General features: G+C 65.0%; 14 protein-coding genes. 7 read left to right on the top strand and 7 right to left on the bottom strand.

What is annotated here, in order from left to right; translation table 11 throughout:
* Positions 1 to 29 precede the first annotated feature (29 nt).
* From NJD74_RS11550 to NJD74_RS11540, 3 genes are all read right to left on the bottom strand, one after another.
* Complete coding sequence (locus NJD74_RS11550) at positions 30 to 989, bottom strand: acyltransferase (RefSeq protein ID WP_254427828.1); 960 nt, start codon at positions 987 to 989, stop codon at positions 30 to 32.
* A gap of 81 nt (positions 990 to 1,070) precedes the next feature.
* Positions 1,071 to 2,009 (bottom strand): electron transfer flavoprotein subunit alpha/FixB family protein, encoded by a 939-nt coding sequence (locus NJD74_RS11545; RefSeq protein ID WP_019182581.1) that lies wholly within the window; start codon positions 2,007 to 2,009, stop codon positions 1,071 to 1,073.
* Positions 2,009 to 2,755: an electron transfer flavoprotein subunit beta/FixA family protein gene (locus NJD74_RS11540; RefSeq protein WP_102788982.1), complete on the bottom strand. Its 747-nt coding sequence runs from the start codon at positions 2,753 to 2,755 to the stop codon at positions 2,009 to 2,011. The genes NJD74_RS11545 and NJD74_RS11540 overlap by 1 nt, the downstream gene beginning before the upstream one ends.
* A gap of 261 nt (positions 2,756 to 3,016) precedes the next feature.
* Between NJD74_RS11540 and rfbB the strand changes: the two genes are divergently transcribed.
* The 4 genes from rfbB to rfbD are packed head-to-tail and all read left to right on the top strand — an operon-like array spanning position 3,017 to position 6,418.
* Positions 3,017 to 4,072, top strand: coding sequence for a dTDP-glucose 4,6-dehydratase (gene rfbB, locus NJD74_RS11535; RefSeq protein ID WP_019182579.1), 1,056 nt, complete (start codon positions 3,017 to 3,019; stop codon positions 4,070 to 4,072).
* A gap of 17 nt (positions 4,073 to 4,089) precedes the next feature.
* A complete protein-coding gene (rfbA, locus tag NJD74_RS11530) occupies positions 4,090 to 4,977 on the top strand; it encodes a glucose-1-phosphate thymidylyltransferase RfbA (RefSeq protein ID WP_102788983.1) in 888 nt (295 codons plus the stop codon).
* Positions 4,974 to 5,531: a dTDP-4-dehydrorhamnose 3,5-epimerase gene (gene rfbC, locus NJD74_RS11525; RefSeq protein WP_102788984.1), complete on the top strand. Its 558-nt coding sequence runs from the start codon at positions 4,974 to 4,976 to the stop codon at positions 5,529 to 5,531. The genes rfbA and rfbC overlap by 4 nt, the downstream gene beginning before the upstream one ends.
* Entirely contained in the window at positions 5,528 to 6,418 is an 891-nt protein-coding gene (rfbD, locus tag NJD74_RS11520; protein ID WP_102788985.1) for a dTDP-4-dehydrorhamnose reductase, read from the top strand. Before rfbC ends, rfbD begins: the two co-directional genes overlap by 4 nt.
* Before the next feature lie 137 nt (positions 6,419 to 6,555).
* On the opposite strand, the gene NJD74_RS11515 is transcribed toward rfbD, so the two are convergent.
* Entirely contained in the window at positions 6,556 to 7,959 is a 1,404-nt protein-coding gene (locus tag NJD74_RS11515) for a mannose-1-phosphate guanylyltransferase/mannose-6-phosphate isomerase (protein ID WP_102788986.1), read from the bottom strand.
* A 15-nt stretch (positions 7,960 to 7,974) separates the two neighbouring features.
* Positions 7,975 to 9,324 carry a phosphomannomutase gene (locus NJD74_RS11510; protein ID WP_102788987.1) on the bottom strand — a complete coding sequence of 450 codons (1,350 nt, stop codon included), beginning with the start codon at positions 9,322 to 9,324 and terminating at the stop codon, positions 7,975 to 7,977.
* 160 nt (positions 9,325 to 9,484) lie between these two features.
* On the opposite strand from NJD74_RS11510, the gene NJD74_RS11505 reads away from it, so the two are divergent.
* The 3 genes from NJD74_RS11505 to NJD74_RS11495 are packed head-to-tail and all read left to right on the top strand — an operon-like array spanning position 9,485 to position 11,502.
* Positions 9,485 to 10,219 carry a CoA transferase subunit A gene (locus NJD74_RS11505; protein WP_102788988.1) on the top strand — a complete coding sequence of 245 codons (735 nt, stop codon included), beginning with the start codon at positions 9,485 to 9,487 and terminating at the stop codon, positions 10,217 to 10,219.
* Position 10,220: 1 nt separating this feature from the next.
* Entirely contained in the window at positions 10,221 to 10,853 is a 633-nt protein-coding gene (locus NJD74_RS11500; protein ID WP_019182572.1) for a CoA transferase subunit B, read from the top strand.
* 58 nt (positions 10,854 to 10,911) lie between these two features.
* Complete coding sequence (locus tag NJD74_RS11495; protein WP_102788989.1) at positions 10,912 to 11,502, top strand: alpha-ketoglutarate-dependent dioxygenase AlkB; 591 nt, start codon at positions 10,912 to 10,914, stop codon at positions 11,500 to 11,502.
* On the opposite strand, the gene NJD74_RS11490 is transcribed toward NJD74_RS11495, so the two are convergent.
* Both NJD74_RS11490 and NJD74_RS11485 read right to left on the bottom strand, forming a co-directional pair.
* Positions 11,480 to 12,139, bottom strand: coding sequence for an ABC-type transport auxiliary lipoprotein family protein (locus tag NJD74_RS11490; protein WP_019182570.1), 660 nt, complete (start codon positions 12,137 to 12,139; stop codon positions 11,480 to 11,482). The two genes, NJD74_RS11495 and NJD74_RS11490, sit on opposite strands and share 23 nt — an antisense overlap.
* Positions 12,136 to 13,062 (bottom strand): MlaD family protein, encoded by a 927-nt coding sequence (locus NJD74_RS11485; RefSeq protein WP_019182569.1) that lies wholly within the window; start codon positions 13,060 to 13,062, stop codon positions 12,136 to 12,138. Before NJD74_RS11485 ends, NJD74_RS11490 begins: the two co-directional genes overlap by 4 nt.
* Positions 13,063 to 13,065 lie beyond the last annotated feature (3 nt).

Genomic DNA, 13,065 nt, shown 5'->3' with positions numbered 1-13,065 from the left:
CAGGGTGAGCAAGACGCCAGCAATGAACGCTAGGTCGTTACGCCCAATTGATCTGTAAATGGCTTCGTAGATTCCGGATCTTTGCAGTACTCGATGATCGGAAACTGAACAAGACAGGTGCTGTAGCTTATGAGTCCAAGCCATCGTGTAAAGCGATTGTCCAGCCAAGATGGGAAGCCGGCAATCGAGAGCGCCACCATCAAGGGGGCGGCGATGGAAAGCAGGATCTCTTCGGGAAGCAGGTTGGGGTGCCGAAGTGCGTAGAGTGTTGTTGCGAGAGTTGCTGTAAATGCGAGGCCACAGAGTTGACGTTGCTGATTGCTCTTGGCAAGGGGCAGTCCTGCATTGGTTAGATGCAGAATAAGGAAGCCGAGCACGAAGTAGTGGGCGTGCGAAAGAAGGTATAGTGCGCCGAACTCACCAAGCTGGCTATCGAAGCTCTGTTGATAGTAGGTTTTGCCCAGAATGGCGATCGGACATAGAATGATCCATGCAATAACGGCACTTGGGATGTTGCGGATAAGTGCAAGCATCATCGGGAACAGAAAGTAGAAAAGCCACTCGATGCCGATTGACCATCCGCCGCCGACCAATCCACTTTGTTTCCCCGGTACTAAGGTGAACAGAAACGTTCCGGAAAGCATGAAGTCAAATAGTGCCGGCATTGGTTGCGCCATTGCCAAGCGAAAAATGACACCTATCAGCGCCATAAAGTAGAACAGGGGCGCGATTCGGAAGAAACGCTTCAAGTAGAATGCGCGCACTGAATCGGCATTCCCCATTCGATTGTAGTAGGCGTTTGCAATTGCGAACGCGCTCAATACAAAGAACACGCGAACGAAAAAGTCCATCCGTCCAGTCAGCGCTGCGGCGCCCTCGTGGACGGGAATGCCGGAAAGATAGAGAACGTGAAACAGTACTACGCCCAGCGCCGCGAGCCCGCGGACCACGTCCGGACCGTGAATACGACCCTGCGTTTGATCACTCATATCAAATAGCACCAGTGCTAATGTGGAGCGGGCCGGTACGAATACACGGCCCGCCTCTCCCTTCTTCAGGTGCTGAAAGGCCTACAACGCCTTCTCTAGTTCCGGCAGCAGTGTGAACAAGTCCCCTATCAGACCAATATCGGCGATCTCAAAGATCGGCGAATCCGGATCCTTATTAATGGCGACGATCGTACCAGCATCCTTGATCCCGGTCAGGTGCTGGATCGCGCCGCTGATGCCCACGGCCACATACAGCTCCGGCGAGATGATCTTGCCGGTCTGGCCAACCTGCAGGTCGCTGGGCACGTAGCCGGCATCGACCGCCGCACGCGAGGCGCCGACGGCGGCGCCGAGCTTGTCGGCCAGCTGGAAGATGATCTTGAAGTTCTCTTCCGAGCCGACGCCACGGCCGCCGGAGACCACGCGCTTGGCGCTCTGCAGATCCGGGCGGTCGGTCGCGCCAGCGGCCAGGCCGACGAAGCGGGTGTGGGTCGGCAGGGCCGCATCCACGCTGACCGCTTCCACAGCAGCGCTGCCGCCCTTGGCCGCTTCCGGCCAGGAGGCCGCACGCACGGTCGCGACCACGATCTGGTCGGCCGGCACCTCCACGGTGATGATGGCGTTGCCGGCGTAGATCGGGCGCTTGAAGCTGTGGCTGCCTTCGACGGTCATCAGGTCGGAGACCTGGTTGACGCCCAGCAGGGCGGCCACGCACGGCATCAGGTCCTTGCCGAAGGTGGTCGAGGGGCCGAATACGTGGGTGTAGCCGGTGGCCAGCTGCGCGATCTGCGGGGCCAGCACCTGGGCCAGCGCCTGGGCATTGGCGGCGTTGGTCACGGTCAGCACCTTGGCGACGCCGGCCAGCTGGGCGGCCTCGGCAGCCACGGCGGCCGGATCGGCGGCCAGCACCAGCACATCAATGCTGGCGCCGCTGATCGCGGCGGCCGCACTGACGGTCTTGGCGGTGGCGGCATTGAGCTTGCCATCGTGGTGTTCAGCGACAACGAGGATCTTGGTCATTACAGCAACCCCTTCTGCTTGAGTGCGGCGACCAGTTCGGCCGCGTCCTTGACCATCACGCCCTTGCTGCGCTTGACCGGCGCGGCGTACTGGGTGGTCTTGAAGGTATCAGCGGCATCCACGCCGAGGTCGGCCAGCTGCAGGGTCTCCAGCGGCTTGGCCTTGGCCTTCATGATGTCCGGCAGCTTGATGAAGCGCGGCTCGTTCAGGCGCAGATCGGTGGTGACCACGGCCGGCAGGTCGACTTCCAGCGTTTCCAGGCCGGCATCGACTTCACGGGTGACCGTGGCCTTGCCGTCGGCGATGTGCAGCTTGCTGGCGAAGGTCGCCTGCGGGCGGCCCCACAGCGTGGCCAGCATCTGGCCGGTCTGGTTGGCATCGTCATCGATGGCCTGCTTGCCCAGGATCACCAGGTCCGGCTGTTCCTTCTCGACCAGCTTGAGCAGGGCGCGCGCAGCGGTCAGCGGCTGGATGGCCTGGTCGGTCACGACATGGATGGCGCGGTTGGCGCCCATGGCCAGGCCGTTGCGCAGGTGCGCCTGGGCATCGGCCGGTGCGATCGTGGCAACCACGACCTCGGTGGCGATGCCCTTGTCGCGCAGGCGCAGCGCTTCTTCCAGGGCGATTTCATCGAACGGGTTGGGGGACAGCTTGACGCCGTCGGTGACCACGCCGGAACCGTCCGGCTTGACCTGAATGCGGACGTTGTAGTCCACCACGCGCTTGTACGCGACGAGGATTTTCATCTGGAGCTGGATCCTTCAATAACGGGGAAACGTCCGGTTCTTCGTCCCAGCAACCGGTTCGGGGGTGGGATCGCGATTCTAACTGGCCCGGGCCTACCATGCGAATGCGTATGGTGGCGCGAGCCCATGTTGCGCTGCGGCATCCGCAAGGGTCCGTTCAACTCGAAACGGGTCGAAATCGACGTCCCGTTGTATCCTGTGCAGCTAATCAGGTGGCCGTAATGCGCGCCTCAGCATGGATACGGAACAGGAGAACGGGTAGTGCCCACATGGCTTGTCACCGGCGGAGCCGGATTCATTGGCGGTAACTTTGTCCTCGAGGCAGTCGCTAAAGGGGTGCGCGTCATCAACCTTGATGCGCTGACCTACGCGGGAAATCTGAAGACGCTTTCGTCGCTTGATGGAAACCCGGATCACGTCTTCGTCGAGGGTGATATCGGCGATGGTGCACTGGTCTCGCGTCTGCTGGCCGAACATCAGCCGGATGCCGTGCTGAACTTCGCTGCGGAGAGCCACGTGGACCGCTCCATCGATGGCCCCGGCGCGTTCATCCAGACCAACGTGGTCGGCACCCTGGCCTTGCTTGAAGCCGTGCGCGATTACTGGAAGGCGCTGCCGGCCGACAAGGGCCAGGCGTTCCGCTTCCTGCACGTGTCCACGGATGAGGTGTACGGCACCCTCGGCGAGACCGGCAAGTTCAGCGAAACCACCCCGTATGCCCCCAACTCGCCGTACTCGGCGTCCAAGGCGGCCTCGGACCATCTGGTGCGCGCGTTCCACCACACCTACGGGTTGCCGGTGCTGACCACCAACTGCTCCAACAACTACGGCCCGTATCACTTCCCCGAGAAGCTGATCCCGCTGGTGATCGCCAAGGCGCTGGCCGGGGAGCCACTGCCGGTGTATGGCGACGGCAAGCAGGTGCGCGACTGGCTGTTCGTGTCCGACCACTGCGAAGCAATCCGCACCGTGCTGGCCAAGGGCCAGGTGGGCGAGACCTACAACGTCGGCGGCAACTCCGAAAAAGAGAATATCGAAGTGGTGCACGCCATCTGCGCGCTGCTCGATGCGCGACGCCCGCGCGAGGATGGCCAGCCGCGCAGCAGCCAGATCACCTACGTCGCCGATCGTCCGGGGCATGACCGCCGCTACGCGATCGACGCCTCCAAGTTGAAGGACCAACTGGGCTGGGAGCCGAAGTACACCTTCGAGCAGGGCATCGGCTTCACGGTGGACTGGTATCTGGACAATCAGGACTGGGTCAACGGCGTGCTCGACGGCAGTTACCGTTTGCAGCGCATCGGCACCGTAGTCTGAATCAAGGAAGACATCCAATGACTCAACGCAAAGGCATCATCCTGGCCGGTGGCTCCGGCACGCGGCTGTATCCGATCACCAAGGGCGTCAGCAAGCAGCTGTTGCCGGTGTACGACAAGCCGATGATCTATTACCCGCTCAGCGTGCTGATGCTGGCGGGGATCCGTGAAGTGCTGATCATCAATACGCCGCACGAGCAGGCCTTGTTCCAGCAGCTGCTGGGCGATGGGTCGCAGTGGGGCATGGACATCCAGTACGCCGCCCAGCCGAGTCCCGACGGGCTGGCGCAGGCCTATCTGATTGGCCGCGAGTTCCTTGACGGAAAGCCGAGCTGCCTCGTTCTGGGCGACAACGTGTTTTATGGCCATGGCCTGACCGACGTGCTCAAGCGTGCCGATGCCCGCGAGAGCGGCGCCACGGTGTTCGGCTACTGGGTCAACGACCCCGAGCGCTATGGCGTGGCCGAGTTCGACAAGGATGGCAAGGTTGTCGGTCTGGTCGAGAAGCCTGCCGAGCCCCGTTCCAACTACGCGGTGACCGGCCTGTACTTCTACGATGGCAAGGCCAGCGACTACGCGGCTGAACTCAAGCCGTCGCCACGCGGTGAGCTGGAAATCACGGATCTCAACCAGCGCTACCTGGATGAAGGCGCGCTGCAGCTGGAGCCGCTCGGCCGTGGTTACGCCTGGCTGGATACCGGCACGCACCAGTCGCTGCTGGAGGCCTCCAACTTCATCGAGACGATCCAGACCCGTCAGGGCCTGCAGGTCTGCTGCCCGGAAGAAATCGCCTTTGGTCAGGGCTGGATCACCGCCGAGCAGCTGGAAGCGCTGGCAGCGCCGCTGATCAAGAATGGGTACGGCCAGTATCTTCATAAACTGGCTGTGCGAGGAGTCGTGCCGTGAAGATCATTGAAACCAAGCTGCCGGGCTGTGTTGTGATCGAGCCGGCGGTGTTCGGCGACGAGCGCGGCTTCTTCTTCGAGACGTGGAACGCGGCCCGCTTCGGTGAACATGGACTGCCGACGAAGTTCGTGCAAAGCAACGTGTCAAGTTCGGCAAAGGGTGTGCTGCGCGGCTTGCATTACCAGTGGCCGCGGCCGCAGGGCAAACTGGTCAGCGTGCTGGAAGGCGAGGTCTACGACGTTGCGGTGGATATCCGTCGCGGCTCGCCGACCTTCGGCCAGTGGGCCGCGGTGGTGCTGAGTGCGGAGAACAAGAAGCAGTTCTGGATTCCGGAAGGCTTCGCGCATGGTTTTGCCGTGCTCTCCGAGCGGGCGATTTTCAGCTACCTGTGCACCGAGGTGTACCTGAAGGACTTCGACGCCGGCGTGCGCTGGAACGACGCCGACATCGCGGTTGACTGGCCGATCAGTGCACCGACGCTCTCGGGCAAGGATGAGGTCGCGCCGTTCCTGAAGGACATCGCCGAGGACCGCCTGCCGGTCTACCAGCCGTGACGATCCTGCTGCTGGGGGCCAATGGCCAGCTCGGCCAGGAACTGCAACGCGCGCTGGCCCCGCTGGGTACGATCGTAGCGACCACGCGCAGCGGCGCGCTGCCCGATGGCAGCGCGTGCGAAGTGGCCGACTTCGATCAGCCCGCCTCGCTGGCCGCACTGCTGGACCGCGTCCAGCCGACGGTGGTGGTCAATGCCGCCGCTTACACGGCGGTCGACCGCGCCGAGGGCGACCGCGATGCCGCGTTCCGCGCCAATGCTGAAGCGCCGGGCGTGCTGGCGCAGTGGTGCGCGCGGGCCGGCGTCCCATTGGTGCATTACTCCACCGATTACGTGTTCGACGGGCAGGGCACGCGCCCGTACCGGGAAGACGATGCGACCGCCCCGCTGGGCGTGTATGGCGCCAGCAAGCTGGCCGGTGAGCAGGCCATCCGTGCGGCCGGTGGACGCCACCTGATCTTCCGCACGGCCTGGGTATACGCCTCGCACAGCGCCAACTTCCTGCGCACGATGCTGCGGGTGGGGGCCGAGCGCGACGTCCTGCGTGTGGTGGCTGATCAGGTCGGTACGCCGACGCCGGCAGCGTTGATTGCCGATGTGACCGCGCAGGCGCTGCAGCACGACGGCGCACTGTCGGGCACGTGGCATCTGACCGCCAAGGGCGAGACCAGCTGGCACGGCTTTGCCGAAGCGATCTTTGCGGAGGCGGTGGCAACAGGCGTGCTGCCGCGGGCGCCGAAAGTCGAGGCGATCACTACGGCCGAGTACCCGACGCCGGCCAAGCGCCCCGCCTATTCGCACCTGGATGTGGCGAAGCTGGAGCAGGACTTCGGCGTCGTGCTGCCGAGCTGGCAGGACGGCCTGACGCGGGTCATCGCGGACGGTTGACCCAGGCGTAGAGCCACGCCATGCGTGGCTGACGCGGTGTCAGGATCCCAGGCAGGGCAGCCACGCATGGCGTGGCTCTGCCCGCAATAAAAAAACCCGGCCTTGGCCGGGTTTTCTGTTTATCTGCCTACCGTCGATCAGGTACGGCCGTAGGTATCTTCAAACCGCACGATGTCGTCCTCGCCCAGATAGCTGCCGGACTGCACTTCAATCAGTTCCAGCGGCAGCTTGCCCGGGTTCTTCAGGCGATGGGTCACGCCCAGCGGAATGTACGTGCTCTGGTTCTCGGTGAGCAGCAGCACTTCCTCGCCGCGGGTCACTTCGGCCGTCCCGCTGACCACGATCCAGTGCTCGGCACGGTGGTGGTGCATCTGCAGGCTCAGCGTTGCACCCGGCTTGACGGTGATGCGCTTGACCTGGAAGCGGGCACCGTTGTCGATCGAGTCGTACGCGCCCCAGGGGCGGTACACCTTGCGGTGCCAGGTTGCTTCGGGGCGCCCATCGGCCTTGATCTGGGCGACCACCTGCTTGATCTCCTGCATGCGGTCGCTCTTGCCGACCATCACCGCATCATCGGTTTCCACCACGATCACATCGTCCAGGCCGACCAGGGCGATCAGCCGCTCGCCGTAGGCGAAGGTGTTGCGGCAGTCGATCGCGATCACATCGCCGTGGTGCGCGTTGCCATCCCCATCCTGTTCGGATACATCACGCAGCGCGGTCCACGAGCCCACGTCGTTCCAGCCGGCATCCAGCGGCACGACCACGGCATCAGCGGTCTTTTCCATCACTGCATAGTCGATGGAATCCGAGGGCACGGCGGCGAAGGCGTCCTTGTCCAGGCGGGTGAAATCGCTGTCACGACGTGCCTGCTGCCAGGCGGTGCGGCTGCCGGCGAGCATGGCGGGGTGGAACGTCTCCAGCTCGGCCAGGAATCGGGACGCCTTGAACAGGAACATGCCGCTGTTCCAGAAGTACTCGCCCGACTGCACGTAAGCGGTCGCGGTCTGTGCATCCGGCTTCTCGACAAACCGGTCCACGGCGCGGACATCGCCGCCGGAGGCCGCCTTGATGTAGCCATAGCCGGTTTCCGGGCCGGTCGGCACGATGCCGAAGGTCACCAGCTTGCCGGACTCCGCGGCCGACACCGCACGCAGCACCGCAGCGCGGAACGCATTCTCGTCGGCAATCACGTGGTCTGAAGGAAGCACCAGCAGCAGCGCATCATCACCGTCACGGGTCGCTTCCAGTGCCGCCACCGCGATGGCAGGTGCGGTATTGCGGCCGATCGGCTCCAGCAGGATCGCTTGCGGCTGCACGCCCAGCTGCTGCAACTGCTCGGCGGCCACGAAGCGGTGTTCCTCGTTGGCGACGATCAGCGGCGCGCGCCCAGCGATCGCTGCTACGCGCTGCCAGGTCGCCTGCAGCATGGTCTGTTCGCCGGCCAGGGCCAGGAACTGCTTGGGGTAGGACTCGCGCGACAGCGGCCACAGGCGGGTGCCGGAACCACCGGAAAGGATGACGGGAAGAAGGTTCTGCATGGTGGGGTATTCGCCTCAGGCGTCCTTGAGCAACTGGGAAATTTCGTCGGTGCGTGCGCGCAGCAGCGCTGCGTCGCCGCGGGTTTCAACATTCAGGCGCAGCAGCGGCTCGGTATTGGAGCTGCGCAGGTTGAAGCGCCAGTCGCCGAAATCGGCGCTGATGCCATCGGTGTGGTCCAGCGACGGCGCCTGCGCGGCGTAGTGCTCCATCACGCGGGCGACGGAACGCTTGGCGTCGGCCACCTTGAAGTTGATCTCGCCGCTGCACGGGAACTTCTGCATGCGCGCCTCGACCAGGTCGGCCAGCGAGCGGCCGGACTCGGAGACCAGCGCGGCGATCAGCAGCCACGGGATCATCCCGGAATCGGCGTAGGCGAACTCGCGGAAATAGTGATGCGCGCTCATCTCGCCGCCATAGACGGCATTTTCCGAGCGCATCTTCTCCTTGATGAAGGCATGGCCGCTCTTGCACTGCACCGGCTGGCCACCGGCTTCCTCGACCATTTCCACCGTGTTCCAGGTCAGGCGCGGGTCGTGCACGATCTTGCCGCCGGGCTGGCGCGCCAGGATCGCCTGGGCGAGCAGGCCGACCAGGTAATAGCCTTCGATGAAGCGGCCATTGTGGTCGAAGAAGAAGCAGCGGTCGAAATCGCCATCCCAGGCGATGCCGAAGTCCGCGCCATGCTCGCGCACGGCCTGCGCGGTGAGCTCGCGGTTCTCCGGCAGCAGCGGGTTGGGGATGCCGTTGGGGAAGCTGCCGTCGGGTTCATGGCAGATGCGGATGAACTCCAGCGGCAGGTGCGGGGCGAGCAGATCCACGATCGTGCCGGCGCCGCCGTTGCCGGCATTGACCACCAGCTTCAGCGGCTTGAGCGCCTTGGGCTCGATGTAGCTCAGCAGGTGGGCGATGTAGGCGCTCTTGTCCGGATGCGACTGCAGGCCGGCGCTCGGCTCGGCTGCGGGGGCCTGGTCGGCCTCGACCGCGTCGGAGATCGCGAACAGGCCGGTATCGGAGCTGATCGGACGGGCCTGCTCCTTGACCAGCTTCATGCCGTTGTAATCCATCGGATTATGGCTGGCGGTGACCATCACCCCGCCGGCCGCCTTCAGGTGGTCGACCTGGAAATAGACTTCTTCGGTCCCGCACAGCCCGATGTCGAGCACCTCGCGGCCGGCGCCGCGCAGGCCGGCTGCCAGGGCATCCTGCAGGGCCCCGCTGGTGAGGCGGACATCGTGGCCCACCACCACCGTGCCGGGCGACAGCTGGGCGGCCAGGGCCACGCCGATGCGGCGGGCCAGATCTTCGTTCAGTTCATCCGGAACCCGGCCGCGGATGTCGTACGCCTTGAATGCGGGGAGCGTCATCTATTCAGTCCTTCTGACAGTCAGCGCACTAGTTTAGCCGCTGCCGTGTATGGGAATCGTTTTCACCGGCGCGGGCCGGGTCGACGCCGGACCCATGGGGCAGGGAAAGCCCCGGGCAATGGCTACAATGGCCGCTTACATCAACGAGGTGAGGGCGTAGATGAGCAAGTCCCCAGACAACGCCGGGCGACGTGGCAAGCAGTACGCCAGTGCGGCTGAAGCGCTGCAAGGCGCCATCGCCGATGGCCAGACCCTGGCGGTCGGCGGGTTCGGCCTGTGCGGTATTCCCGAGGCCCTGATCGCCGCGCTGCGCGATACCGGTGCCAAGGACCTGACCGTGATCTCCAACAATGCGGGTGTGGATGGCTTCGGCCTCGGCCAGCTGCTGGCGACCCGCCAGATCCGCAAGATGATCTCCTCCTACGTGGGCGAGAACAAGGAGTTCGAGCGTCAGTACCTGGCCGGCGAGCTGGAGCTGGAGTTCAACCCGCAGGGCACCCTGGCCGAGCGGCTGCGCGCCGGCGGTGCGGGCATTCCGGCCTTCTTCACCGCGACCGGCTACGGCACGGTGGTGGCCGAAGGCAAGGAAACCCGCGAGTTCGACGGCAAGCACTACGTGATGGAGACCGCGCTGCGCGCCGACATCGCGCTGGTCAAGGCGTGGAAGGCCGACGAGCCCGGCAACCTGGTGTTCCGAAAGACCGCGCGCAACTTCAACCCGGCCTGCGCGATGGCCGGCAAGCTGTGCATCGTGGAAGTGGAAGAGGTGGTGCCGGTGGGCAGCATCGACCCGGACCAGGTGCATCTGCCGGGCATCTACGTGCACCGCATCGTGCACAACCCGCACCCCGAGAAGCGTATCGAACAGCGTACCGTGCGCCAGGAGGCGAACTGAGATGGCCTGGACCCGTGATGAAATGGCACAGCGCGCCGCGCGCGAGCTGACCGACGGTGCGTACGTGAACCTGGGCATCGGTCTGCCGACCCTGGTGGCCAACCATATTCCCGACGGCGTCGACGTGTGGTTGCAGTCCGAGAATGGGCTGCTGGGCATCGGCCCGTTCCCGACCGAAGCCGAAGTGGATGCCGACCTGATCAACGCCGGCAAGCAGACGGTGACCGCACGCGCGGGCGCCAGCTACTTTGGCAGCCACGACAGCTTCGCGATGATCCGTGGCGGTCATATCAACCTGGCCATCCTCGGCGCGATGCAGGTCACCGACAAGGGCGATCTGGCCAACTGGATGGTGCCCGGCAAGATGGTCAAGGGCATGGGCGGGGCGATGGATCTGGTCGCCGGCGTGCAGCGCGTGGTGGTGCTGATGGAGCACACCGCCAAGAACGGCGAGCACAAGATTCTGTCCGAGTGCAATCTGCCGCTGACCGGGGTTGGCGTGGTCGATCGCATCATCACCGACCTGGCCGTGTTCGATGTCACCGACAAGGGCCTGGTGCTGATCGAGTCCGCGCCGGGCGTGGGTATCGATGAGCTGAAGGAAAAGACCGGCGTGGCCTTCGGCCAGGCCTGATCGCTGTCGCCGCCGTGGTGCCCGTGCGACGGGCACCACGATAGTCGTTGAGGATTCCATGGATCTGCATCTGCGCGAGGCCGAGGTGAGTTGGCACCGCCACTGGCTGCCCCGCGACGCCGCCGACACCCTCCAGCGCACGCTGCGCGAGGATGTCCCGTGGGAGGTGCACAGGATCCGCATGTTCGGCCGCCAGGTCGATTCCCCGCGGCTGAGCTGCTGGATGGGCGACCCGGCCGCCCGCTACCGCTATTCCGGTACCGAGTTCGTGCCGCAGCCGTGGCATCCGGCGCTGCTGCCGCTTCGGGATCAGCTGGCCGCATTCTGTGGCCACGCGTTCAACAGCGTGCTGCTCAACCGTTACCGCGATGGTGATGACGGGATGGGCTGGCACAGTGACAACGAGCCCGAGCTCGGGCCGGCGCCGGTGATCGCGTCACTGAGCCTGGGCGCGGGGCGGCGGTTCCTGCTGCGGCGCCGGGACGACCATGCGAAAAAGGCCGAGGTCCTGCTGGACCATGGCGATCTGCTGGTGATGGGGGGGCAGACCCAGCGCCATTACCAGCATTCCCTGCCCAAAAGCGCGCGACCGCTGGCCGAGCGCCTCAATCTCACGTTCCGCTGGATCAACGCACCCGGGCAGGGGTAACCGCGCTGCGGGCGTGATCCTGCTCGCCGGTCACCAGCGTCCAGCCCACCACGTTCGTGGTCAGTGTCTGCAGCCCCTGTTCCAGCGCGGCGGTGACCTGGGCGACGTCGGTGCTGCCGACCGGGTTTTCCTGGCGGAAGGTGCGGTCGGCGACCACGCGCTGGTCGATCACGTGGATCAGTTTGGCGTTCACTTCGATCAGCGCGGTCGGCGTGGCCTGGCCGCGGTAATCGGCTTCGAAACGGCGCACGTCCATGGCCAGTTTGTAGTCGGCGCGGATGCCGGTGGTGACCCGGGCCACGCCGTTGATGCGGCCGGAATCCTCGAAGCCGCGCACCAGCGCGTCGTCGAGCATGTCGGTGGCCGGCTGGGCCCAGCTCACGCCCTTGTAGACCTCCAGCTCGGAGGGGGTCGGACGGACGTTGATGCGCGGGCTGTCGACCACGCGGGCGGCGCTGGGCTTGACCAGCACCAGCTGCCAATCGACGGTCGGCCAGCTCGGGTCGGCCTGGATGCGCACCACGGGCGAATAGATCGTCACCGCGCTGCGTTCGTTGCTGCCCAGCAGCGAGCAGCCGCCAAGCGCGGCGATCAGGGCGATCGGCAGCAGGGGCCGGAAGAAGGTCGCGTGGCTCATTTGGGTTCGAACTCCTTGGGTGCGTCACGGCCGAGCAGATAGCGTGCCGGGTTGTTGTCCAGGCGGTCGCTGACCCGGCGCAGGTCGCGGATCAGGCCGCGCAGCTCGGTCAGGGTCGGGCCGAGCTGGGCCAGGCCATCATTGGCGAAGCTGTTGATCGCGGCACGGTTCTCGCCAAGGATCGAATCGGCATTGCCGGCCGCCGAGTCCAGCTTGCTCAGCGTGGTTTCCAGCTTGTCCAGGATCGGCGGCAGCTGCTGCACCAGATTCTTGTCCAGCCGCTGGATGGTGCCGTTGGTGCTCTTGAGGGTCACATCCAGGCTGCGGGCGGCATCACGCGCGCTCAGCAGCAGCGCCTGGGTACCCTGGTCGCGGTCGGCCAGGCCGCCGCTGATGGTTTCCAGGTTGGCCAGGGTGGCGTTGATGCTGGCCACGTTGCGGTCGCTGAGCACCTGGTCCATGCGCTCGACGATGCGGTTGGCCACGTCGGTGATGTTCTGCAGCGCCGAGGGGGTGGTCGGGATGATCGGGGCCGGATCCTTGTTGACCGCGGTCAGCGCGGGCGACTGCGGCGTGCCGCCACTGAGCTGGATGATCGACGGGCCGGTCAGGCTGGTGATCGCCAGCTTGGCGCGGGTGTCGGTCTTGACCGGCGTATTGGAGTTCAGGCGGATCCGTGCGACCACCTGGCGCGGATCGTCCGGTACCAGGTTCAGTTCGGTGATCGAGCCGACCGCGATGCCGTTGTACTGCACCGGGCTGCCGACCGACAGGCCGGTGACGGCCTCGCGGAACACCACGCGGTACTCGGTCCAGGTGCGGTCGGAGGAGTACTTGGCGGCCCACAGGCCGAAGGCCAGCAGCGCCAGGCCCACTATCAGGGTGAAGGCGCCGATCAGGACGTAATTGGCTTTGGTTTCCATGGC

The organism is Stenotrophomonas sp. RG-453, assembly GCF_033843685.1.
GTDB classification, from domain to species: domain Bacteria; phylum Pseudomonadota; class Gammaproteobacteria; order Xanthomonadales; family Xanthomonadaceae; genus Stenotrophomonas; species Stenotrophomonas bentonitica_A.
The sequence above is the reverse complement of the archived record's forward strand: the minus strand, read 5'-3'. Positions and strand labels throughout refer to the sequence as shown.

What these genes read in the sequence shown, in the direction of transcription:
- NJD74_RS11495 (WP_102788989.1), top strand. Translation starts at nt 10,912, where the DNA reads ATGGATCTGCATCTGCGCGAGGCCGAGGTGAGTTGGCACCGCCACTGG.
- NJD74_RS11545 (WP_019182581.1), bottom strand. Translation starts at nt 2,009, where the DNA reads ATGACCAAGATCCTCGTTGTCGCTGAACACCACGATGGCAAGCTCAAT.
- NJD74_RS11500 (WP_019182572.1), top strand. Translation starts at nt 10,221, where the DNA reads ATGGCCTGGACCCGTGATGAAATGGCACAGCGCGCCGCGCGCGAGCTG.
- NJD74_RS11485 (WP_019182569.1), bottom strand. Translation starts at nt 13,062, where the DNA reads ATGGAAACCAAAGCCAATTACGTCCTGATCGGCGCCTTCACCCTGATA.
- NJD74_RS11490 (WP_019182570.1), bottom strand. Translation starts at nt 12,139, where the DNA reads ATGAGCCACGCGACCTTCTTCCGGCCCCTGCTGCCGATCGCCCTGATC.
- rfbA (WP_102788983.1), top strand. Translation starts at nt 4,090, where the DNA reads ATGACTCAACGCAAAGGCATCATCCTGGCCGGTGGCTCCGGCACGCGG.
- NJD74_RS11540 (WP_102788982.1), bottom strand. Translation starts at nt 2,755, where the DNA reads ATGAAAATCCTCGTCGCGTACAAGCGCGTGGTGGACTACAACGTCCGC.
- NJD74_RS11505 (WP_102788988.1), top strand. Translation starts at nt 9,485, where the DNA reads ATGAGCAAGTCCCCAGACAACGCCGGGCGACGTGGCAAGCAGTACGCC.
- NJD74_RS11510 (WP_102788987.1), bottom strand. Translation starts at nt 9,324, where the DNA reads ATGACGCTCCCCGCATTCAAGGCGTACGACATCCGCGGCCGGGTTCCG.
- NJD74_RS11550 (WP_254427828.1), bottom strand. Translation starts at nt 989, where the DNA reads ATGAGTGATCAAACGCAGGGTCGTATTCACGGTCCGGACGTGGTCCGC.
- NJD74_RS11515 (WP_102788986.1), bottom strand. Translation starts at nt 7,959, where the DNA reads ATGCAGAACCTTCTTCCCGTCATCCTTTCCGGTGGTTCCGGCACCCGC.